We start from the raw sequence: 21,606 nt of genomic DNA, 5'->3' as shown, positions 1-21,606 counted from the left end.
AAAAACCGCCTATCGCTAGGCGGTTTTGATCATGAATCCGGCTGTGTCAGCCGCGGCGCTGTAATGAACAGCAAAGAGCAAACAATCGCCGCGACAAGCGCTACGGGAATCATATAGGTTGCGTTGTAGACCGCTGAATAGATAAAGACATTGCCTTCAGCAAACATGCCGAAAAACAGGATACCCGTAATGACGTGGACTGTATAACGGAGAAATGAGCCGATCAATACGCCCAGCGCCACCATGGCAAAGACTTTCCCGGTCTTCTTCGACTGCACGGCTTCCATGTAACGGCCGCGCATCACCCCCGCTAAGCCGACAACGCCGTACGCCAATAAATAATCCAAAACGACTTGCATGACGACAAAGCCGAACGACAATGGCGCAACCGAGATGAAACCTGTAACGATCTGCAACAACCCGACGAGAAGCCCCGTGATAATCCCTGCCCCAACCCCTCGGCGGAAAGCCATCAACACAATCGGGATCATGACCAGGCTGACCGAACCGCCTTGCGGCATGCGAAAGGCGATAAAATCCAATACAAAGCCGAGAGCTGCAAAAATCGCAATCTCGACCATCAATAACACGCGTTTATTCCTCATTCAAACTGCCTCCTTTTGGATTTGCACATCACCAGAAGGACCGTTTTTCAATAATAAAAAACGGCGCCAGGACAGATCCTGGCGCCGCTCGGGCCGGTTTTCCATCCACATCCCTGCGCAAGCGTTAACTTACAGGTTCGAAGGGTAAGAACTTAATCGTTCACTCTCAGCCAAAGCTCCCCTTGTGGTGTATACAATTATTTCGCTATTATGTGTATTGTACACAACGCACACTTCGCTTGCAAGGCTGTTTCAGCAGGCTGGATTAGGGTAGTTAAAAACAAGCAAACTTTCTGGAAGGTGGTGGAGGCAGTTGGAAAACTGCCGATTCTATGATTGATTTATTGAAGGATTTGATCAAGATCGAAAGCGATACGAAAGAAGGCGCAAACGAAGCCTTGCTTTTCTGCTCTGCCTGGCTCAAGGCGAAAGGCGAAGAAGTGGAAGTGCATGATAACGACGGCTACTTGATGTTGACGGCATCTAAGGGGCAAGGTGCCGAAAAGATCATCTGGAACGGCCACGTTGACGTCGTGCCGGGACATAAAGAACAATTTTCCCCTATTGAAGAAGGCGATAAACTGTATGGCCGCGGATCCGCCGACATGAAAGCGGGCGTCGCTGCCATGATGCAAGCATTTGTTGACCTCGATGCTTCCGCCTTGCCGCGCGAAGTGCACCTGCATATTGTCACCGACGAAGAGATCGGCGGCCGCAATACATCGAAATGGCTGGTCGATCAAGGCCATTACGGCGATTTCGTCATTTGTGGCGAGCCGACCCATTTGAAGATCGGCTTGCAATCAAAAGGCATACTAAGAATGGACTTGACGTTTAAAGGCAAGCCAGCACATGGATCGCGCCCATGGGAGGGCATTAACGCCATCGAATCGGCGATGAAATTCCATGCCGGCATGAAGGATTTGCCGTTCCGCAAAGAATCGACGGAATACTATGAGCAGCCATCCGTCAACTTGCCGATCATCAACGCAGGCGACCGTTATAACGTGGTGCCGGAAATCTGCAAGATGTCCTACGATATCCGCTTCATGCCAGGACAGGATAAAGACGAGATCATCCGGCAAATGGAACAGCTGGCGGATACGCTCGAGCTCGACATGGAGTATAAAGCGAGCGGTTCGACCCCTGCATTGACGACGACGGACGATCACCCGTATATCCAGACCTTGATGAAAGCGGTCGAATCGACGCTCTCCGAACAGCCTGTACTGTTTGGGCAGCACGGTGCTGCCGATACCCGTTATTATGCCGAGAAAACCGGCGGGCAAGGCGCCATCGAATTCGGGCCGAGCGGAGATGACTGGCACGGTAATGCAGAATACGTTTCCATTTCAAGCGTCCATTCCTATAAGGATATATTGATCGCCCACGCCATGGCGCCTACCGATGTTTGAAATCAGTCCAAACCGGGAAAACTATACTAATCCTCAATACGATAAATGAATGGAGCGATATAATATGGCGATTGGAAGACTTGTCAGATCTGCGATTAAATACGGGCCGATTGCATACCCGATCATCCGCAAAGTGATGAACAACCGCAAAAAGAACAATACGGACAATGAAAGCGATGCACGCAACCGCAGCGACTCACGAAAGAGCCGCTGAACGATAAAAGGCCGGAGAAAATGAATCATTTTCTCCGGCCTTTTTATTGTTGATTTGAACTTTTAAACAAGCAGCAATGCCTGGCGGATCGCTAGAAAATCAAGCTTTTTGCTATCGGAAGGCTTGGCGGCAGAATCATCATCTGAAGCACCTTCCATTTCAGGCTCTTCTTCTGCCCCCTCGGCTTCACCTGATGGCTCTCCCTCTTCCTGCCCCTGCATTTGCTGGATTTCTTCGAAAGTTACAGGCGCCGGTTCCGGAAGCTCTGCATCTTCTACTTCAAAGCCTCCTGCATAATGTTCAAAGAAAGCGTTTGCCATCTCCTGATAACCAGCTATATTCGGATGGACGTCTCCTGAATTCGGAACGAGTTCCACGGCATCCTCACCGAAGCGCTCGGCTACATCGACAAATATTGCGCCTGTCCGTTCCGCTTCCTGCTTGAGAATGGCGTTCAATTGTTCCAGCTGCCCGGCCGTCCCTTGTTTTTGGCTGGCCCTTGCGTGCGGATACGCAAAATAATATCCCATGACATAGACTTCGGCTGATGGCGCCAACTCTTCTAACCCAGAAAGAATTTCCCTGACATTTTCACGGGCTGCGTTCAATGCATAATCTGCCTGGATCTCCTCGAAACTCAATGCGCCTTCAGCGGCGTTTGCTTGCACGAGGCGCAGCAAATCATTCGCTCCGGCAGAAACCGTAATGATATTCGCCGAACCCAGCAGTTCTTTGGCTTCGTCCGATTCGATACTGTCCAGGACGTCGCCCGCCGTGAAGCCAGGAAATGCCAAGTCTTTCGAATAGAACGCCAGCGGCTGGTTGCGCCCCAACTCCTGCGCAATCAAATCCGCATAGCCGCTGTCGATTGACCGGTTCGGCGTCTGGCCTGCCGCCAGTGAATCGCCGATGGCCACATAAACGGCAGGTGTTTGCGGCTCTGCAGATGCCGGGTTGCCAGCCAATAACAAAAGCCCTGCCGCTACCATGCTGATCGTCTTTTTCATATGCTCACCTCGTTAGAATGCCCAATTTCCTTTTCGGAAAATCGCTTCGGTCTTGCCGTCTTCCCTAATACCGTCGATGTCCATATCACTTGAGCCGATCATGAAATCCTCATGGACAATCGACGTATTCAATCCATATTCCTTCAATTGTTGACGGTCCATGTCTTTTCCGCCTTCGAGGCAAGTCGGATAGGAATCGCCGATAGCCAAATGATTCGATGCATTTTCATCGAACAAGGTATTATAGAACAAAATACCAGAATCCGATATGGGCGATTTAACCGGCACAAGTGCCACTTCCCCGAGATACGCCGCGCCTTCGTCGGCTGAAATCAATTCATCCAGCAGCTCCTGCCCGACTTCTGCTTGTGCTTCCGTAATGCGGCCATTTTCGAATTGCAATGTGAAGCCATCGATGATATTGCCCTGGTAGATGAGCGGCTTCGTATTGCGCACGATGCCTTCCACTTCCAGTTTCGCCGGGACGGTGTACACTTCTTCAGTGGGTATATTGGCGATGAACGGCACTTCATCCGGTGTCCGGGAAGCCCCGCTCATCCAAATATGGCCCTGGGGCAAGCCGATTGTTAAATCGGTGCCTGGCGCACGGTAATGCAATTTTTTGTAGCGCCGCTCGTTCAATGCGGATGCCCTCCGTTCCAGGCTGGAAATATGTGCATTCCACAGTGCGACTGCGTCACCGTCCCCAATGCGCACGGTCTGGAAAATTGCTTGCCATAAAGCGGCCATCTGGTCATGTTCGCCCGGGAATACTTTCTGTGCCCATTTCTCCGATGGGATCGCGACGATCGACCAGGCAATCTTATCGGAACCAACCGCCTGCCGGTAGCGTTCCAATGCTTTCCCTGCGGATTTCTGTGCGTCGCTTAGCCGTTTTGCCGGAATGCCGGTAAGCAAGTCCGGATCTTCCGCGTCAATCCACAAAAACGCGCCTTTTTGGTCGATGATGGCGTCGCGCTGCTTGACGACCCAATCCGGGAATTCGCGGAATGACGCCTCTGGTGCCAATTCATAATGCGTCCTTGTCACCACCGGGTCCGAGAACGCAATATGGACCTGCTTCGCCCCCGCTTCATACGCTTTCTCGACGACCAAACGCGTGAATTCCACGGTGTCTGTCGTCGTCGCAATCAGCAGCTCCTGCCCTGGCTGGATGTTGACACCGACACGGACGGCCAATTCCGCGTATTGCGCTAGTTTTTCCTGAAAACCCATCATTTTTTCCCCTTTGCTGAAATGGTTTTGCTATTGCCTTCTATCAAGTTGCCTCCATACATGACTTTCTGCACCGGTTTCCCCGGCAATTCCTTCGTCAGTTTCTTGTAATGCTTCTCATCGGCATAGGCAAGAAGCGTCAGCACTTCCCCATCAGCCCCCGCACGGCCGGTTCTGCCGGAACGGTGTAAATATTGTTCCAGCGTCATGGGCGCATCCACGTGGATGACATGCGTCAATTGCTCGATATCGAGCCCGCGTGCCGCCACTTCCGTTGCGATCAATACAGCTGTGTTTCCTTTACGGAAGTCATCCAATGCTTTCTTCCGTTCTTCTTTTTTCATTTCGGAATGCAATGTTGCGATTTTCGCATCGCGGAATTTCAATTTGCTTTCTTTCATCAAAACCTGGTCCAGGTTGTTGACGAAAGCCAAGGCCTTGATGCCGTCCATATGCGACAAACTGCGAAGCAGATCGGTCTTGTCGCGTTCATCGACTTTGATGAACGAATGAGTCACCTTGCCCTGTTTCGGCATCTCTTCAGCCGATACTTGCAAGCGTGTCGGATGCTTCATCAAGCGCTCCGCCACCAATTCGATTTCCTCGGTGACGGTCGCCGATACCAGTACCAATTGCCGGTCCTGCTGGGTTTTTTCGATCAGTTCTTTCATGACGCCACGGTGCTCGCGCGACATCAATTGGTCGCCCTCGTCCAGCACCAGGATGCGCACTTCATGCATCTTGAGCTTTTTCGTCTTCACCAGTTCACTTAAACGTCCCGGTGTCCCGACGACGATCGTCGGCTTTTTCTTCAATTTATCCAATTGCCGCTGGATGTTGGCGCCGCCGATCAACGGCGTGACCGTGACATCCGTTCCGGCTGTCCATTCGCGCAAGACGTTGACGATTTGCATCGCGAGTTCCTGTGACGGGGCGATGATCATCGCCTGTGTATTCGGTTTTTTCGGGTTGACACGCTCCAGGATCGGCAAAATATATGCCAAGGTTTTCCCGGATCCGGTCGGGGATTCGGCTACGATATCGTTGCCTGCGAGCATTTCAGGAACCATCTGCTCCTGGATCGGCATCGCCTCGGCAAAACCGGTCTGTTTCCATTTTTCCTGCCATACAGGACTTAGCTCTTCAATAAATTTCATGTGCCATTCCACCTTCTTTTCAATGCCTTAAGTGTACCATATTCCGCAACGGGACGCCTTTTTAGGCAAATGAAAAGACGGCCCTTTTTTCAGGGAGCCGCCCTATTTTCAATCAGCGTAACGTTGTTTATAAACTCGGTCTTTTTGTTCTTTCTGTATTTTCCCTACAGCCTGCCCAGGCTTTTTGATGAAGAACGCAAGCAGGAATGCAGCTAATGCGATAACCGTCGAAACCGTGAAGGAATAATTAATGCCTTCAAGCATGGCGGAAATCGTAGCTGCCTGCTCCGGGACGCCTGAAGCGATGAGCTCGCGTGCAGCCGATTCCGTCCGCGTGTTCATAAGCGTGACCAGGAATGCGGAACCGATCGCGCCTGAGACTTGCTGCAAGGTATTATTGATCGCCGTACCGTGTGGATAGGATTTCATCGGCAATTGGTTGAGCCCATTCGTCATGACCGGCATCATGACCATCGAGATCCCGAACATGCGCAAGGTATAGATGGCCATGATTTCATAATATCCAGTCTCCATCGACAAATTGCTGAACAAAAAGGTGGTGAAGACGACAATCGCGAGACCCGGCAATGCCAACACTTTCGCGCCGAACCGGTCGAACAAGCGGCCGGTCACCGGCGACATGACACCCATGACGAGCGCGCCCGGCAACATCATCAAGCCGGACTGGATCGGAGAGATGCCCTTGATCGTCTGGATATAGATTGGCATAAGGATCATCGCAGAGAACATTGCCATCGACAAAGTGACCGAAATGATGGAAGACAACGCGAACATCGGGTGCTTGTAAACACGGAGCTCCAATAACGGTTCCTCCAATTTTAATTGGCGGAAGGTGAAGATTAGCAATGAAATGATTCCGACCGCGATCGTCAAATAGACAGCCGGGTTTTCCCATCCAAGCGATCCCGCTGAACTGAAGCCGTACAGAATCCCGCCAAAACCGAGGCTCGACAGTACAAGCGATAATGGGTCAAGCGACAACTCGCGGTTTTGGAATGTCAGGTTTTTCAATTTGAAAATCCCGAGGAGCAACGGGATCAAGGCTATTGGCAGTACGATGAGGAACAGGATTCTCCATGAGTAGGTCTGGACGATAAACCCCGAGAGCGTTGGGCCTATTGCCGGCGCTACGACCATGACCATCCCGAAGAGCCCCATTGCTTGCCCCCTTTTCTCGATCGGGAACGCGGCAAGCATGACATTCATCAATAACGGCATCATCAGGGCAGCGCCTGAAGCCTGCACCATACGGCCGATCAACAGTATTGAAAAAACCGGCGCCACAGCGGCGAACAATGTCCCTAGCGAAAACAAGGACATGGCCACAATGAAAATGGCACGATTTGAATAGCGTTGTATTAAATAAGCACTGGCAGGAATCAGGATGCCGTTGACAAGCATATAACCTGTAACAAGCCATTGGGCGGTCGCAGCATCGACAGATAAGTCAATCATGATCTCCGGCAGGGCGATATTCAGCAAAGTTTGGTTGAAGATCGCCACAAATGCCCCGGTAAACAGGATGGCGATTATTCCATAAGGTGGTTTTGTCGTTTCTTTCATCTTTCGTTTCCTCCGTCTCGCCGAAATGTTTCGACTGATTATACTCTATCGACATATTTTATACTCACGGTATAATTTTTACAAGGAAAACGTTCCAGTAAAACGAAATAAGCGCGAAACATTGATTTCACCGGCTTTTGACGTTATGCTTTTTTCTATACTACCAGTCCAAAAAGGGGATATTATGAATCCTAAAAAACAGCAAATCATCAATGCCGCCCATCGCCTGTTTATCCAAAAAGGCTATAATGCCTCGTCCATCCAAGACATTCTGGACGAAGCCGGAATTTCCAAAGGCACGTTCTATAATTACTTCACCTCGAAATCGGAATGCCTGATTGCCTTAATGGAATCGATCAGTGAAGATATCCGGACAGCACGCATTGCCGCTGCTTTGGGGGAGTCGCCTTCCGATGCGGATCTATTCGCCAGGCAATTGGCGGTCCGCATCCGCATGAACCATGAGAAAAATCTATTTTCCTTGTATGAAAGCATTTTCTATTCACAAGACGTGGAGTTAAAAGCATTCGGAAAAAGCCAGTATATTGCCGAACTCAGGTGGCTCAGCAACCGAATTGTCGATATGTTCGGCGAAGAGGCCAGGCCATATGCGCTTGAGAATGCAGCGATGGCGAACGGGGCGCTTCAGCAATTGATGCATGTATGGCGCCTTGGCACCGACCAGCAATTGCCGCTCGATGAACTGACGGACTATATCGTGCTCCGTATGAAACAAGCCGTTGAAATCCAGTTAAAGGACGGCAAGCGATTTTTATCCGAGCGTCTATTGGAGGAAAGCGCGGAACTGCAGACTTTAACCGACAGTGCCAAACAACTGAAAGCACTTGCCGCTGCCGCGGAAGATCCTGACTTGCAGCAATTAATTGCATTTCTCGCCGATGAACTCGCGGCCGAAAAGCCGCGCAAAGCCATCGTCAATAGCGTGCTGACCACTTTAGGCCAGAGCACGGATGATGCCGAACTGCAGATTTACCTGGAACAAGTGTGGCGCCAGATCAAATGAAAAAATCCCCTTCCCCGGAATTTTCTCCAAGGAAGGGGATTTTTTATGATGGTTGGCTCCGCCCCGCTGTTGCTTGTTCAAACGCATAAGCATATTCGATCAGCTTCGGTTCGTCGAATGCCTGGCCCGCAAACGTGATGCCGAACGGTTCGCCTGATTCCGTCAATCCATAGGGCACGGTAATCGAAGGAAAACCAGCGGCCGCGCCGATATTGCATCCGAAATCTTTCGGCAAAAGAAGCGCATCGACGCCTGTTTCCCTGAAAGTTTCGTTCATGCCTTGCTCGGCAGCCAAAAAACGGTTGCGCTCAAGTGCCTCGACGTATTCACGTTCCGTTAGTTTACCGCTCATCCTATCTGCCTGTTCAAGCAAATTCTGGCCGAATTTCAGCATCGTTTCAGGATGTTCATTATTGAATGCGATGACATCGCCCATCGAACGGACCGGATGCTCAGGATTCGAACGTGCCAAGTAGGCGTTCAAGTCCGCTTTGAACTCATGGAGCAGGACCGCAAACCCGAGGTCTTCCTGGTCCGCGCCCAGGTCGATCTCCTTCACGTCCGCCCCGAATTCCTTCAGCTTGCTGACCGCTTTTTCGAATAGTTCTGCTTGTTCACCCGGGATGTCTTCAAACAATTGGCGGTCAATCCCGAATCGTGCGCCGGATAGCCCATCTTTTTTCAAATGCCGGCCCCAATCGTAATCTGTGAACTGATCGGCAAATGCCGTAATGCTGTCTTCTTCATCTTTGCCGATCAGGACTTCGAAAACCGCCACCGCATCTTCCACAGTGCGCGCAAGCGGCCCGGCAGTATCTTGTGTGTGCGACAAGGGAATGATTCCTGTACGGCTGACCAGGCCGATCGTCGGCTTGATGCCGACCAGGCTGTTCTGTGCTGCAGGATTGATGATCGACCCCGAAGTTTCCGTCCCGACCGCAGCCGCAGCCAAGTTCGATGCCACTCCGGCCGCCGATCCTGAACTCGATCCGCCGACATCGAATGCACCATACGGGTTTTTCACTTGGCCCCCACGCGAGCTATAGCCATTAGTCATTTTATCGCTCATGAAATTCGCCCACTCGGTCATGTTCGTTTTCCCAAGGATGACCGCCCCTGCTGCACGCAGCTTTTCCACCACTTTCGCATCGCGCAGCGCGTAATGGTCCGCCATGGCGAGTGAACCGGCGCTGGTATGCATTTTGTCTGCGGTGTCCATATTGTCTTTCACGAGAAGCGGGATGCCGTGCAGTTTTGAGCGCGGCCCTTTATGCTTCCGCTCAAAATCCAATGCTTGGGCAGCAAGTAAGGCATCCGGGTTGATCTCGAGCACGGCGCGGGTATTTTTATCGCGCAGCGAGATATTCTCTTTATACATAAGCACGAGTTCTTCCGAAGTGAGGTTTCCTGCTTCCATCTCTTTCTGCAATTCGCCAATCGTCATTTCATCAAGCTTGTTTTTCCGGTAGTCTTCCAATTTTTGATGGTGCATGGCTGTTCCTCCCAGATGGTACAAAATAAACCCTTTTTAAGGCCGCTGGTATCTAAAAAAGCCTGAGCTTATGAGCTTAGGCTTTTATCGGTATATTCCTTTAACAGTTCATATAAGGACAGTTCATAGAGCTGTCTGCCGTTGATCTTGAAGACATTGTTCGAAACAAGCTCATCAATGACCATCGACCGTTTGTCTTCGAATTTCGACTCGGGTATGTGTTCCATCGTGCTTCTTCTCTCCTTGCAGATAGTATCACTATTTCTATACCCGAAATGATCTGCCCCTAAAACCTGCCAACAGAAAAACTGCCGATAATTTTTCGTACCGCCCCCGTTTCGGCAAATTTCAACTCACGCTTTGCCAGGATAGCGCTCCTGCAAATACGCAGCTGCATTTCGGATCAATTCTTTCAGCACTTCCGGATCGATATCGCTAAGCTTATTGATGTAGATGCAGGATTTACCCGACGTGCATTTCCCCAGGCGATCGAGCGCATCCGGATCTTTTTCTGCACCCCCTGTCAAATACAGGCTGATTTTCGCTTTGCGCGGGGAAAATCCGGCAAGCGGCGCATCGCCTTCATGGCCAGTCGCGTAGCGGTAATGGTAGGAGCCGAAACCGATAATGCTGTCCCCCACATTTTCGCCGGATGGCCGGTCGCTTGTTCAAAAATCTCCAGCAGCCGGTAAGCATCTTCTTTTTTTGACGGCTTTTCGACCGATTCGATGAATTCGATGACACTGCCTTCATGTTGTTTCGTTTTTTGTTCGTACATCGCTAGCCCTCCTCCCGAAAATTCCTGGTTCCTACTTCCACATATCGCGCCCATTGTCCTGCATGGACACGCAATGCCGGATACGGAACGTGACGGTCATTTCCATTCCGATAATGTTAAGTCAAAATGTCACACATCTTCCCGTGTCCCGTGCCTCCCTTTCTTGATGCTTGGCCCGCTCTCTTGCCATTGACTATGCTTTGTATTGGCTAGTGAAGTGTTCCGCCAACTCCTCGATTTGCTGTTCCCTTTTTTTATGGGACCAATTGATGATGGCGGTGGAATTGACCACTGCCCCTTTCGCTTCAAGCAATGTCTTCATTTTCGCCATGGCCCTATTGCCGCCCATCCATTTATAACGGAATTGCTGTGTCAAGAAACAGGAGACATTCTCTGAACCGAGATCCGGAATCTGCTCAACATACTTTGTAAATCCCGGACATAGTGTAAAAGCCTGCACCCACGCCCCAAAAATCAAGGCATCGAACCTTGCTGTTTCCGGCAGTGAATCCAATTGTACAGCTGCAGGTTTTTTTGTCTCGCCTTCCTCAAGGTTTTGCATCCTCCTTAACTGCACTTCGTGGCCATCAGCCTGCAATTTTTCACGAATCCGTTCGCCAACTAATAAAGTATGCCCAGTCTGGGAATCACGATAATGCCGATCTTCATGCCCTTGCCCTCCTTCAGGTGAAGCGCTGGCAATTCCATGTGCGGCGCTTCATCAATCGTTGCTTGACTACTTCCCTGCGCTGCAAGATTTTCCTTTCTCCTAAAGTCCATGATTTCACTTTCAACCTCCACTTGCATAAAAAAACCAATGCTGTTCAAAGAACGAGCATTGGGGTAAGAACATCAACTTATAGTTCATTTCATAAATGATTCATGCTGGAAATGGATCAGCTTCTCGTTAGCCAAGCGACACATTCAACGTGCGTCGTCTGCGGGAACATATCGACCGGCTGCACTTCCTGCGTCCGGTAGCCGCCGTCTTCCAAAATGCGCAGATCACGCGCCAATGTCGCGGGGTTGCAGGAAACATAGACGATGCGCTCGGGTCTTTGTTCGAGCATCGTCTGGAGAAGCGCTTCGTCACAGCCCTTGCGCGGCGGGTCGACGACAAGCACATCGGCTTCTTTGCCCTCTTTATACCAGCGCGGAATGACTTCTTCAGCAGGGCCAGCTTCGAATAAGGTATTGGTGAAGCCGTTCAAATCGGCATTGCGCTTGGCGTCTTCGATCGCCTGCGGGACGATCTCGACGCCCATGACGAATTTTGCGCGCTGTGCAAGGAATAGCGAAATCGTGCCGATGCCGCAATACGCATCGATCACCGTTTCGCTTCCAGTCAGCCCCGCGTAATCAAGCGCCTGCCCGTACAGGACTTCCGTCTGTTCCGGGTTGACCTGATAGAACGAACGCGCAGAGATCTCGAAGCGCACATCGCCGATCCGGTCTTCAATGATGTCTTTGCCCCATAGGTTGATGGTTTCGTTCCCGAAAATGACATTGGTTTTTTCAGGATTGACGTTCTGCATGATCGACGTCACGTCCGGCAATGCTGCGCGGATCGCTTCGACGGCACGCTCGGCTTGGGGGAATTTCTGTTTCTTCGTCACCAACACGACCATCAATTCGTCCGTCTCGCGCCCTTTGCGCAGGACGACATGGCGCAGCATGCCGCGATGTGTCTTTTCTTCGTACGGTTCGATGCCCATGTCCTGCAGATTGCGCTTGAGTGATGCCATCAACGTGTCCGCTTCCGGCGTTTGGATCAGGCAGATATCGGTATCCGCAATGCGGTGTGAGCGCGGTTGGTAAAAGCCCGCGACCACACGGCCATCTTGTTGGCTGAACGGGATCTGCGATTTGTTGCGGTAGCGCCACGGGTTGTCCATGCCTTTGACCGGATGGACCGGCACATCGGGTAATTTGCCGAGACGCGCCATCGCATCGCGCACGACTTTTTCTTTGTACTTCAATTGCCCTTCGTAGGACAGATGCTGCAATTGACAGCCGCCGCAAATCTCAAACACCGGGCACGGCGCGTCGATACGGTCTGCGGATTTCTCTTCAATCGAGACGAGTTTGGCAAATCCATATGATTTTAAGGTTTTCAGCACATGCACTGTCACGGTCTCTCCAGGCAATGCATCCTTGATGAACAGCGGATAGCCGTCCACTTTGGCGACGCCGGCACCGTCATGCGTCAAGTCTTCAACATAGACCGATAAGCGGTCATTTTTCGTTACTGGTTTCATTACGTTCACTCCATTTCACATTGACTCATTGTAACATATCCGCTTTTTAAGCAGTAAAAAACTGCGGCGGGAAATTCCCGCCACAGTTTTATTTCTTATCTTTCGTTACCGGGCCATCTTTCAGCGAGATCCAGAAACCGACGGCAATCGCCAGGATGATCACCAGAAACGGCGCATAGAAAATGAAAAAATCATTCATCTGTCACAGCCTCCTTCAGGCATGGTAATCCGATTTCCCTTTGACGTAATCTTTGTCGAACAGGAACAAGCGGAATAATAGGTAAAGCGATGGCAGCAATAGCCCGAGCCCTGCAATAAAGGCGATGATCAAGGCGATCGCCATCGATTCATTCGTAAAGCTGTCGTAAATCGTCAAATGCGGATACAACAGATACGGGTAATGGGACGCGCCGTAAGCGAAGAACGCGGTAAAGAACTGGCCGACAAGCAAGATAAACGCCAAGCCGTAATTGCGTTTCTTCCAGATCAAATAGACGGTGCCGAGGAACAACAGGAACGATAGCGCGAACATCCACCACAGATCGAGCAAGTTCGCGTAATGTTCCGGGCTATGCCCGCGCAGTTCAAAGATGATGCCCGTCGCCGTGATAATCGTCGGGCCGGCCCAGATCAGCGCATATTTGCGGACGAGCTGCGTCGCTTTCTCGTCTCCCGCTTTCCAGGCGTACCAAGTCAGGAACACGGAGGAAATATACAATACTGCGGCAATGCTCAAGACGACGATGCTCCACATGAGTGGGCTCGTGAAAAGCGCCCAGTAATCAAGTGATGGCTGCCCGTCCTCAAGACGCATGAAGCCGCCTTCTGAAATGGCCAGCACCGGGGACAATGCCGCCGGAAGCAATAGGCCGGACAAGCCGTACATGTATATATAACCGCGGTGATTGATCTTCGCGCCGTATGTCGCAAACGCATAGTAAGAACCGCGTATGGCCAGCAAGATGAGCGCGATGCTTGCCGGAACGAGCAATGTCGTGCCGTAATAGAACGCCGTCTGCGGGAAGAACCCGATGATGCCGACGAAGAAGAAAACGAAAAAGACGTTCGTCACTTCCCACACCGGTGACAGATAGCGCTGGATAATGCCTGTCAGGATATGCTGCTTGTCGGAAAACGCACTGTAGGCGTTAAAGAATCCAGCGCCGAAATCAATCGACGCCACGATGACGTAGAGGAACAAAAACAGCCAAAGGACGGAAATCCCAATAATTTCGAGTGTCATGATTCATCACCGCCTTTTACGGATTCACGCTGTGCCAATTCTTTCTCGACCGGATTGCGTTTGTACATGCGTGACAAGACGACGACCGTCCCGATTCCGAGAATGACATAAAGGCCGGCGAACATGACGATCATCAAATCGACTTGTCCGCTTGCCGTCGCCCCTTCACTCGTCTTCATATAGCCGCGCAAGATCCACGGCTGCCTGCCGACTTCCGTGAACCACCAGCCAGCCTGTATCGCGAGCATCGCCAGTGGCCCACTCAGCACAGTCAGCCAGCGGAACCATTTTCTCGTGACAATGGACCAGCCGCGCCATGCGCCGACGACGTAGACGAAGGAGAAGAACGCAAGCCACATGCCGAGCGTGACCATCGTATCGAACAGGTAATGGATCCACAGCGGCGGAATTTCATCTTCTGGGAAATCATTCAAGCCGATGACTTCACCGCTCGGTACACCGTGCGCCAAGATGCTTAGCGCGTATGGAATGCGGATGGCGTATTTTGGCTCTTCGCCGTCCAACACGCCGAACAGCACAAGTTCAGCTTCCGGTCCCGTTTCAAAATGCCATTCCGCAGCTGCCAGCTTCTCCGGCTGGTACTCGGCCAAGTATTTTCCTGAAAAGTCGCCGATGATGGCGGTCGCAACCGAAAAGACCAGCGCGAGCTTCATTGTCAGGAACAATGCTTTTTTGTGGTAGATATGATTCGATCCGCGCAGCAGGCGGAAAGCCGCGATTGAGGCCAAGACGAATGCGCTCGTCATGAACGCGGTCGACAGGACGTGCGCGACTTTCGTCGGCACGGCCGGGCTGAACATCGCAAGCAATGGGCTCACATTGACCAGCTCGCCGTTCAGCACATCAAAGCCTTGCGGCGCATTCATGAACGAATTGACGATAGTGATGAATACAGAGGAAGCAGCCGCCCCGAGTGCGACCGGAACCAGCAATAGAAAATGTTTGCGCTGGTCTTCAAAACGGTCCCACGTATACAAATAGATCCCGAGGAAAATCGCTTCAAAGAAAAAGGCAAAAACTTCCATGAACAGCGGAAGCGCAATGACATTCCCCGCCATCTGCATAAAGTTCGGCCATAATAATGATAATTGCAGCCCGATGGCGGTACCGGTCACGACGCCGACCGCGACCGTAATGACGAACCCTCTCGCCCAACGCCGCGCCAGGAGGATGTAATGCTCATCATTTTTCCTGATCCCGACCCATTGGGCGATCATGATCATGAGCGGGACCCCGACACCGATCGTTGCATAGATAATGTGGAAAGATAGGGTCATTAAGGTCAATATACGGCTTTGAAACGCCACATCTTCAAATCCCAAAATTCTCGTCCCCTTTACATGGGCCATAGCCCGTTATATGTTTTATTGTACCTCAAAGCCCTTGCCATAAACTTCTCCCAGGCATCCGTTTCCGCCCGATGTTTGAATAAGCTGTGACAAAATGAATACATCCCCATTGAAATTTTGCTGAATTTTTAGTATTCTATAATGAACAAAAGAAAAGGATGATTCATATGGAAACAAGAAGAAAGGTGTTTGCCTATATCACCAGAGGCGAAGAAAATAATCGTGAACTGCTTGTATTCGAATATAAAGGCGAACCCGAGGTCGGGCTGCAAGTGCCAGGCGGAACGATCGGGGAAGGCGAATTATTGATCGATGCCTTGTACCGCGAAGTGAAAGAAGAAACCGGATTGCCGCGCGATGTGCTGGAATTTGTCGGGAAGATCCACAAATACAATTACTATCCGGCCCATAAAGACAAAGCATACGAGCGCAACATTTTCCATTTTGAATACACTGGCGAAAAAGTCGACGAGTTTGAGCATACGATCAAAAGCGAAGGGCGCGATAACGGCCTTGTCGTTCAGTACCGCTGGGAACCGATCGAAGATTTGCCGAAGCTTGCGGCAGACCAGGACGAAGCCATCGAATTGCTGGAATATTAAGCTATTCAAAAAGCGATCTGCCCAATCCCTATAGGGATTGGGCAGATCGCTTTTATTTGCGGTCTTTTTCCTTGATGTACTCAAGCGGCACAAACATTTCAATATGGCGAGCCAGGTTTTCGAAAGTGGCCGGCAAAATGCCGCCGAACTCCCCGTCAAGATTCAGCAATACGCGTTCATTGGACGTCACCGAGATCTTGCTCGCTTTCACATACAGCACGTGCGGGTCGGATAAATGCTCTCCGCGAAGCGCAAGAGACGCCACACGGATAAATTCCGCCATGTTTAACTCTTTCAGGATCAGCAAAGTGAATTTTCCATCATTGATGCTGGCATCCGGCGCCAGCTTTTCAAAACCGCCGACGGAATTGGTCAAGCCGATCAAAAACATCATCGCTTTGTCGTCAAACACTTGCCCGTCGTATTCAATGCGGACCCGTGACGAACGGATCGACGGAATCATCTCGATGCCTTTCAAATAATACGCCAATTGGCCGAGCACCGTCTTGAGCTTGCTCGGGACTTCATAAGTCAGTTCCGTCAGGCGCCCGCCGCCGGCAATATTGACGAAATAACGGTCATCGTTCATAACCCCGATATCGACAGGGATCGATTCACCTTTGATGATGATGTCAACTGCGCGGTTAATATCGCGTGGGATGCGCACAGCCCGCGCGAAGTCATTGGTCGTGCCCATCGGAATCAAGCCCACTTTTGGGCGTTCCGGATATTTGGCAATGCCGGAGACGACTTCATTCAGCGTCCCGTCCCCGCCGACTGCCACTACCAGGTCGAATTTGCGCTCCACGGCGTATTCCGCCGCTTTCACGGCGTCCCCTTCACATGTCGTCGCATGGCAGGAGGTTTCGTATCCTGCAATTTCCATCTTTTCCAATACTTCCGGGAGGTGGCGGCGGAACAATTCCCTGCCGGATGTCGGGTTATAAATTATGCGTGCTCGTTTCATCGGATTCAGCCTTTCTGGACCATTCTATAAAAACAGGACATGACAGGGCTGCAGAAAGTTCCCGCGGACGGGACATTCTGCAGCCGGCTGTCTGTATAGTGTTAAGCCAAGCTTTTTTGCAAGCTCTTGCGAATGTCTACATACGTCTCTTGCCAAAGCTCCGGGTCGGATGTGAAACGATCCGAAATCTCCCCGATTACCGTTTTCCAGTGTAGCTCGTATTGAGGATCTTCTTTTTCCGGCAGTCTTGCTTTCTTTTCATCGACCATCTGCTGGACTTTTGGTGACCGTGGCCCCCACGACCCTTTCACTTCTCCGCTTTCGGACAGAAAAATGTATTTCGGGATCGACTTGCCGCCATTCGTTAAATAACGGTCCATGAGTTCCGGATTGTCGTCGCGGTAAACGCAGCGGACTTCGAGATCCGCCGCTTCCGCCAATTTCCGGAGAATCGGGTTGACCATCATCGCATCGCCGCACCAATCCTCGGTAATCGCCAAGATGTTCAATTGCTGCTGTTTCAACATATCGATAAATTCCGGATCGTCCGGCAACTCGAATTTTTCATAGATCGCGTAGGTTTTTTCCTGGTTGGATTCCATCTGCGCCATATATTTCTCCAGTGAGATGGCATGCTCAAAATATTCCAGCTCCGTCATCATTCTATCACGTCTCCTTACAAAACAGTTTACCTGTTCTTTTCCCTTGGCGGCAAACTTTTAAGCAAAAAGCTGTGGAATTGTTCCAATTAACGCTACATTTCGCAGTCGGTTGCTGTTTTATAATGCAGAATGTGGAGCAGCAAGTTAGACGTGAGAGCGAGATGGATAATTCATAATACATTTTATCACGAGATAACCGCCTCCCGCTTTGGGCTGGCCTCTTGCAATAAGCCAAGAAGAACACTTGTCTTATTGCATCGGCTCGCCCGTTTGCGCGGTTCGGCTTTTGGATTTCATTGGATGTTGCATGCGAGGACGCGTCTTTTTTTATTATAATCGTCCGCTGGTGAAGACGCCTAGCTAGAGTTGATAGCGGAAAAGATGGTTCACTAGCTATTCTTTACGCAATTACAAAGCTGTCCAAAACTATTCATATTAATTTTAGTGACAGTGAATTTCATTTCCCCACTATACTTAGAGTTGAAGCGGAAAGGGGCCGCGCGGGCTGGCGAGACAATGGTGGCGCGCCCTTTGCCACCTTGGCTCAACACCCGCCCCTCGGCAAGCGTGCCCCTTGGAGCGGAGTCTCCCCCTATCACTTACTTTCACTATAAACCTCCCTGTCAGGGAAAGCGTCCCCTTGAAGCGGAATCTCAAGCAATAATATTCCTCATTAAACTACGAACTTCCCCAATCCACTTGACTAAAATAATCCACAAAAAAAGGATGGCTAAGTGAGCCATCCTTTTGCTGATTAACGTTTCGCGATTTCCTCGAGGAGGATTTTGTTCAAGAGCGGCGGATTGGCCTGCCCTTTTGTCGCTTTCATGATTTGCCCGACGAGGAAGCCGATTGCGCGGTCTTTCCCGTTCTTGTAATCTTCGATCGATTGCGGGTTGGCATCCAAGGTATTGCTGACGTATTCAAGCAATACCTTTTCGTCCGAGATCTGTACCAAGCCTTGCGCTTTGACAATCTTGTTCGCGTCGCCGCCTTTTTCGATCAATTCCTTGAAGACTTTCTTGGCGATCTTCGAGGAGATCGTGCCTTCGCCGATCAATTTGATCATGCCGGCAAGTCCTTGCGGCGTCAGTTGCGTATCCTCAAGCTCCTTATTCTGGGCATTGAGGTAAGCGGACACTTCGCCCATCATCCAGTTCGACGTGAGTTTCGCATCGGCTCCGGCTTTGACAGTTGCTTCGAAGAAATCCGAAATCGGCTTCTGCAAAGTCAGCACCATGGCATCGTAAGACGACAAGCCAAGTTCTGATACGTAACGGGCTTTACGGGCATCCGGAAGTTCTGGAATTTCTGCGCGCACGCGCTCGAGCCATGCATCGTCGATGACGATATCGACTAGGTCCGGTTCCGGGAAATAACGGTAATCGTCCGAACCTTCCTTGATGCGCATGAGCACAGTTTTGCCAGTCGATTCATCGTAGCGGCGTGTTTCCTGCTCGATGATGCCGCCTGCAAGCAATACTTGCTCTTGGCGAATTTGTTCGTGCTCCAAGCCTTTTTTGACGAAGTTGAACGAGTTCAAGTTCTTCAGCTCAGTTTTCGTGCCGAATTCATCGCGGCCGTATGGGCGCAAGGAGATATTGGCGTCGCAACGAAGCGAGCCTTCTTCCATGCGCACATCGGAAACGCCTGTGTATTGGATGATCGATTTGATTTTTTCTAAATACGCATACGCTTCTTCCGGCGTGCGGATATCCGGCTCCGAGACGATTTCGATCAAAGGCGTGCCTTGGCGGTTAAAGTCGACAAGGGAATGGCCATTGCCTGTATGCGTCAGTTTTCCGGCATCTTCTTCCATATGGAGGCGCGTGATGCCGATGCGTTTTTTCTCGCCGTTCACTTCAATTTCCAGCCAGCCGTGTTCGCCGATCGGCTCATCGAATTGCGAAATCTGGTATGCTTTCGGGTTATCCGGGTAGAAATAGTTTTTGCGGTCGAATTTGGTATGGCGTGAAATTTCGCAGTTCAACGCAAGTGCTGCTTTCATCGCCCAATCGACCGCCGTTTTATTAACGACCGGCAATACCCCAGGGTAGCCAAGGTCGATTACGTTTGTATTGGTATTCGGCTCCGCACCGAAATGAGCCGGGGAAGGCGAGAACATTTTGGATTCCGTCTTCAGTTCGACGTGGACTTCAAGCCCGATGATCGTTTCGAAATTCATTGTGCTGCTCCCTCCCATGTTTGCGGTGTTTCTTTATGGAACTCGGTCGCCTGCTCAAAAGCATCCGCGACGCGGTAGACGGTTTCTTCATCAAAATAATTGCCGATGATCTGAAGTCCGAGCGGCAATCCGTTTTCGAAGCCGCATGGGACTGAAATGGCTGGAACGCCTGCCAAGTTGACAGGGATCGTCAAGATATCGTTCGCATACATCGTCAACGGGTCATCGATGATTTCGCCGATCTTGAATGCCGGTGTCGGCGTTGTCGGCCCGACGATGACATCGAAGTTTTCGAACGCTTTATCGAAATCCTGCTTGATCAAAGTACGCACTTTTTGCGCTTTTTTATAGTAAGCGTCGTAATAGCCCGAGCTGAGTGCGTAAGTGCCGAGCATGATGCGGCGCTTCACTTCGTCGCCGAAGCCTTCAGCGCGTGTGTTCATGTAGAACTCTAAGAGGCTTCCGGCTTTTTCCGTGCGATAGCCGTAGCGGATACCGTCGAAACGGGACAAATTCGATGATGCTTCAGATGAAGCCAAGATGTAATAAGTGGAAAGCGCGTATTTGGAATGCGGCAAGGAAATCTCTTCCCATGTCGCGCCTTTTTCTTCCAATACTTTCAGCGCATCTTTCACGGCTTGTTTCGAAGCTTCGCTGACGCCTTCTGCGAAATATTCTTTCGGCACGCCGATGCGAAGGCCGTTGATATCGCCAGTGAGTGCTGCTGTGAAATCAGGCACTTCAACATTTGCAGACGTCGAGTCTTTTTCATCGTGACCGGAAATGGCATTCAAAAGAAGCGCATTGTCTTTAACGGTACGTGTGATCGGCCCGATCTGGTCGAACGATGACGCATAGGCAATCAACCCGAAACGGGATACACGGCCGTATGTCGGCTTCATGCCGACAACACCGCAGAACGCAGCCGGCTGGCGGATCGAACCGCCGGTATCGGAACCGAGTGTAAATGGAACTTCACCCGCTGCAACAGCCGCAGCTGAACCGCCCGACGAACCGCCAGGAACGGTTTCTAAGTTCCACGGGTTTTTCGTATTTTTATAGTAAGAGTTTTCATTGGAGGAACCCATCGCGAATTCATCCATGTTCAATTTCCCGACGATGATCATGCCGGCTTCGCGCAATTTATCCACGACCGTGGCATTATAGATCGGGTTAAAGCCTTTCAGGATCAAGCTTGATGCCGTCGTCTCGAGTCCTTCTGTGACGATATTGTCTTTTACGCCGATTGGCAAACCGAAAAGCGGGCCGCGTTCCGTTGCATCCGTTTGATCCATTTCAGCCGCTTGTTTTGTCGCCTGCTCTTCATTCAACGCCAAAAAGGCATCGACTTTCGGGTCCAATTCCTTAATGCGCTTGAATGTCGCTTGCGTCAACTCCGCAATCGTCAATTCTTTACTATGTAGTAATTCCTGCAATTCATTTGCAGTTTTATCAGCTAACTTCATCTTTTTCCCTCCTCACAATCAGTCCAGAATGGTCGGCACACGCACTTGTCCGCCTTCGTGCTCTTTCACGTTTTTCATTACCAATTCACGCGGCAAGCCTTCGATCGACTTGTCTTCGCGCATCACATTAACGAGCGGCAATACATGCGTCGTCGGTTCCACATTTTCCGTGTCCAATTCATTCAGCAATTCCATCGCATTGGTGATCGCTTCCAATTGGTCCGCAAAATGCACCGCTTCCTCATCGGTAATTGCCAAACGCGCCAAGTGGGCCACTTCGATTACTTCTTCTTTTGTCATTTTCGCCATTTTCTACACCTCCGGATTCAATAAACATACGG

At 50.8% G+C, this 21,606-nt stretch carries 21 protein-coding genes, 1 pseudogene and 1 riboswitch; of the genes and pseudogenes, 4 read left to right on the top strand and 18 right to left on the bottom strand.

What is annotated here, in order from left to right; translation table 11 throughout:
* Nucleotides 1-29 precede the first annotated feature (29 nt).
* Entirely contained in the window at nt 30-605 is a 576-nt protein-coding gene (thiT, locus tag BBI15_RS05020) for an energy-coupled thiamine transporter ThiT (protein WP_068868598.1), read from the bottom strand.
* 93 nt (nt 606-698) lie between these two features.
* Nucleotides 699-798: riboswitch (TPP riboswitch) on the bottom strand.
* Nucleotides 799-937: 139 nt separating this feature from the next.
* On the opposite strand from thiT, the gene BBI15_RS05015 reads away from it, so the two are divergent.
* Nucleotides 938-2,020, top strand: a complete 1,083-nt coding sequence (locus BBI15_RS05015) for a M20 family metallopeptidase (RefSeq protein ID WP_068868597.1) — start codon at nt 938-940, stop codon at nt 2,018-2,020.
* Between the two features lie 64 nt (nt 2,021-2,084).
* Entirely contained in the window at nt 2,085-2,234 is a 150-nt protein-coding gene (locus tag BBI15_RS16525; protein WP_167358027.1) for a hypothetical protein, read from the top strand.
* Nucleotides 2,235-2,296: 62 nt separating this feature from the next.
* Here BBI15_RS16525 and BBI15_RS05010 read toward each other — a convergent pair whose 3' ends face one another.
* From BBI15_RS05010 to BBI15_RS04995, 4 genes are all read right to left on the bottom strand, one after another.
* Entirely contained in the window at nt 2,297-3,241 is a 945-nt protein-coding gene (locus BBI15_RS05010) for an SGNH/GDSL hydrolase family protein (protein ID WP_068868596.1), read from the bottom strand.
* A gap of 12 nt (nt 3,242-3,253) precedes the next feature.
* Entirely contained in the window at nt 3,254-4,477 is a 1,224-nt protein-coding gene (locus BBI15_RS05005) for an aminopeptidase (RefSeq protein ID WP_068868595.1), read from the bottom strand.
* Entirely contained in the window at nt 4,477-5,634 is a 1,158-nt protein-coding gene (locus tag BBI15_RS05000; RefSeq protein ID WP_068868594.1) for a DEAD/DEAH box helicase, read from the bottom strand. Before BBI15_RS05000 ends, BBI15_RS05005 begins: the two co-directional genes overlap by 1 nt.
* Before the next feature lie 108 nt (nt 5,635-5,742).
* Entirely contained in the window at nt 5,743-7,218 is a 1,476-nt protein-coding gene (locus BBI15_RS04995; RefSeq protein ID WP_068868593.1) for an MDR family MFS transporter, read from the bottom strand.
* Nucleotides 7,219-7,402: 184 nt separating this feature from the next.
* Here BBI15_RS04995 and BBI15_RS04990 point away from each other — a divergent pair, with 184 nt between their 5' ends.
* Nucleotides 7,403-8,242 carry a TetR/AcrR family transcriptional regulator gene (locus tag BBI15_RS04990; RefSeq protein ID WP_068868592.1) on the top strand — a complete coding sequence of 280 codons (840 nt, stop codon included), beginning with the start codon at nt 7,403-7,405 and terminating at the stop codon, nt 8,240-8,242.
* Nucleotides 8,243-8,285: 43 nt separating this feature from the next.
* Here BBI15_RS04990 and BBI15_RS04985 read toward each other — a convergent pair whose 3' ends face one another.
* The 8 genes and pseudogenes from BBI15_RS04985 to BBI15_RS04960 form a co-directional block, all read right to left on the bottom strand.
* Nucleotides 8,286-9,734, bottom strand: coding sequence for an amidase family protein (locus BBI15_RS04985; protein ID WP_068868591.1), 1,449 nt, complete (start codon nt 9,732-9,734; stop codon nt 8,286-8,288).
* Nucleotides 9,735-9,802: 68 nt separating this feature from the next.
* Entirely contained in the window at nt 9,803-9,961 is a 159-nt protein-coding gene (gene fbpA, locus BBI15_RS16245; RefSeq protein WP_084632764.1) for a Fur-regulated basic protein FbpA, read from the bottom strand.
* A gap of 126 nt (nt 9,962-10,087) precedes the next feature.
* Nucleotides 10,088-10,512, bottom strand: a pseudogene (locus tag BBI15_RS04980) (DUF1801 domain-containing protein).
* A gap of 193 nt (nt 10,513-10,705) precedes the next feature.
* A complete protein-coding gene (locus BBI15_RS04975; protein ID WP_084632762.1) occupies nt 10,706-11,074 on the bottom strand; it encodes a hypothetical protein in 369 nt (122 codons plus the stop codon).
* A 334-nt stretch (nt 11,075-11,408) separates the two neighbouring features.
* A complete protein-coding gene (gene rlmD / locus BBI15_RS04970) occupies nt 11,409-12,770 on the bottom strand; it encodes a 23S rRNA (uracil(1939)-C(5))-methyltransferase RlmD (RefSeq protein ID WP_068868590.1) in 1,362 nt (453 codons plus the stop codon).
* A gap of 88 nt (nt 12,771-12,858) precedes the next feature.
* Nucleotides 12,859-12,969, bottom strand: coding sequence for a cytochrome bd oxidase small subunit CydS family protein (cydS, locus tag BBI15_RS16800; RefSeq protein WP_374703198.1), 111 nt, complete (start codon nt 12,967-12,969; stop codon nt 12,859-12,861).
* A gap of 15 nt (nt 12,970-12,984) precedes the next feature.
* Nucleotides 12,985-14,013 (bottom strand): cytochrome d ubiquinol oxidase subunit II, encoded by a 1,029-nt coding sequence (locus tag BBI15_RS04965; protein WP_068868589.1) that lies wholly within the window; start codon nt 14,011-14,013, stop codon nt 12,985-12,987.
* Nucleotides 14,010-15,356 carry a cytochrome ubiquinol oxidase subunit I gene (locus tag BBI15_RS04960; RefSeq protein WP_068868588.1) on the bottom strand — a complete coding sequence of 449 codons (1,347 nt, stop codon included), beginning with the start codon at nt 15,354-15,356 and terminating at the stop codon, nt 14,010-14,012. Before BBI15_RS04960 ends, BBI15_RS04965 begins: the two co-directional genes overlap by 4 nt.
* Nucleotides 15,357-15,550: 194 nt before the next feature.
* Here BBI15_RS04960 and BBI15_RS04955 point away from each other — a divergent pair, with 194 nt between their 5' ends.
* Nucleotides 15,551-15,985: an NUDIX hydrolase gene (locus BBI15_RS04955; RefSeq protein WP_068868587.1), complete on the top strand. Its 435-nt coding sequence runs from the start codon at nt 15,551-15,553 to the stop codon at nt 15,983-15,985.
* 52 nt (nt 15,986-16,037) lie between these two features.
* On the opposite strand, the gene BBI15_RS04950 is transcribed toward BBI15_RS04955, so the two are convergent.
* The 5 genes from BBI15_RS04950 to gatC form a co-directional block, all read right to left on the bottom strand.
* Entirely contained in the window at nt 16,038-16,952 is a 915-nt protein-coding gene (locus tag BBI15_RS04950; protein ID WP_068868586.1) for a diacylglycerol kinase, read from the bottom strand.
* Nucleotides 16,953-17,053: 101 nt separating this feature from the next.
* Nucleotides 17,054-17,614 (bottom strand): thioredoxin family protein, encoded by a 561-nt coding sequence (locus tag BBI15_RS04945; RefSeq protein ID WP_068868585.1) that lies wholly within the window; start codon nt 17,612-17,614, stop codon nt 17,054-17,056.
* Nucleotides 17,615-18,368: 754 nt separating this feature from the next.
* On the bottom strand, nt 18,369-19,799 hold the full coding sequence (gene gatB, locus BBI15_RS04940; protein WP_068868584.1) for an Asp-tRNA(Asn)/Glu-tRNA(Gln) amidotransferase subunit GatB: 1,431 nt from the start codon (nt 19,797-19,799) through the stop codon (nt 18,369-18,371).
* Entirely contained in the window at nt 19,796-21,265 is a 1,470-nt protein-coding gene (gene gatA, locus BBI15_RS04935; RefSeq protein WP_068868583.1) for an Asp-tRNA(Asn)/Glu-tRNA(Gln) amidotransferase subunit GatA, read from the bottom strand. The genes gatB and gatA overlap by 4 nt, the downstream gene beginning before the upstream one ends.
* Before the next feature lie 18 nt (nt 21,266-21,283).
* Nucleotides 21,284-21,574: an Asp-tRNA(Asn)/Glu-tRNA(Gln) amidotransferase subunit GatC gene (gene gatC, locus BBI15_RS04930; protein WP_058381395.1), complete on the bottom strand. Its 291-nt coding sequence runs from the start codon at nt 21,572-21,574 to the stop codon at nt 21,284-21,286.
* Between the last annotated feature and the right edge of the window lie 32 nt (nt 21,575-21,606).

This window comes from Planococcus plakortidis, assembly GCF_001687605.2.
Classification (GTDB): domain Bacteria; phylum Bacillota; class Bacilli; order Bacillales_A; family Planococcaceae; genus Planococcus; species Planococcus plakortidis.
This window is presented reverse-complemented; position numbering and strand designations above follow the sequence as displayed.

Coding starts and splice junctions, on each gene's coding strand:
- thiT (WP_068868598.1), bottom strand. CDS start 605: ATGAGGAATAAACGCGTGTTATTGATGGTCGAGATTGCGATTTTTGCA.
- BBI15_RS05015 (WP_068868597.1), top strand. CDS start 938: ATGATTGATTTATTGAAGGATTTGATCAAGATCGAAAGCGATACGAAA.
- BBI15_RS16525 (WP_167358027.1), top strand. CDS start 2,085: ATGGCGATTGGAAGACTTGTCAGATCTGCGATTAAATACGGGCCGATT.
- BBI15_RS05010 (WP_068868596.1), bottom strand. CDS start 3,241: ATGAAAAAGACGATCAGCATGGTAGCGGCAGGGCTTTTGTTATTGGCT.
- BBI15_RS05005 (WP_068868595.1), bottom strand. CDS start 4,477: ATGGGTTTTCAGGAAAAACTAGCGCAATACGCGGAATTGGCCGTCCGT.
- BBI15_RS05000 (WP_068868594.1), bottom strand. CDS start 5,634: ATGAAATTTATTGAAGAGCTAAGTCCTGTATGGCAGGAAAAATGGAAA.
- BBI15_RS04995 (WP_068868593.1), bottom strand. CDS start 7,218: ATGAAAGAAACGACAAAACCACCTTATGGAATAATCGCCATCCTGTTT.
- BBI15_RS04990 (WP_068868592.1), top strand. CDS start 7,403: ATGAATCCTAAAAAACAGCAAATCATCAATGCCGCCCATCGCCTGTTT.
- BBI15_RS04985 (WP_068868591.1), bottom strand. CDS start 9,734: ATGCACCATCAAAAATTGGAAGACTACCGGAAAAACAAGCTTGATGAA.
- fbpA (WP_084632764.1), bottom strand. CDS start 9,961: ATGGAACACATACCCGAGTCGAAATTCGAAGACAAACGGTCGATGGTC.
- BBI15_RS04975 (WP_084632762.1), bottom strand. CDS start 11,074: ATGCAAAACCTTGAGGAAGGCGAGACAAAAAAACCTGCAGCTGTACAA.
- rlmD (WP_068868590.1), bottom strand. CDS start 12,770: ATGAAACCAGTAACGAAAAATGACCGCTTATCGGTCTATGTTGAAGAC.
- cydS (WP_374703198.1), bottom strand. CDS start 12,969: ATGAATGATTTTTTCATTTTCTATGCGCCGTTTCTGGTGATCATCCTG.
- BBI15_RS04965 (WP_068868589.1), bottom strand. CDS start 14,013: ATGACACTCGAAATTATTGGGATTTCCGTCCTTTGGCTGTTTTTGTTC.
- BBI15_RS04955 (WP_068868587.1), top strand. CDS start 15,551: ATGGAAACAAGAAGAAAGGTGTTTGCCTATATCACCAGAGGCGAAGAA.
- BBI15_RS04950 (WP_068868586.1), bottom strand. CDS start 16,952: ATGAAACGAGCACGCATAATTTATAACCCGACATCCGGCAGGGAATTG.
- BBI15_RS04945 (WP_068868585.1), bottom strand. CDS start 17,614: ATGATGACGGAGCTGGAATATTTTGAGCATGCCATCTCACTGGAGAAA.
- gatB (WP_068868584.1), bottom strand. CDS start 19,799: ATGAATTTCGAAACGATCATCGGGCTTGAAGTCCACGTCGAACTGAAG.
- gatA (WP_068868583.1), bottom strand. CDS start 21,265: ATGAAGTTAGCTGATAAAACTGCAAATGAATTGCAGGAATTACTACAT.
- gatC (WP_058381395.1), bottom strand. CDS start 21,574: ATGGCGAAAATGACAAAAGAAGAAGTAATCGAAGTGGCCCACTTGGCG.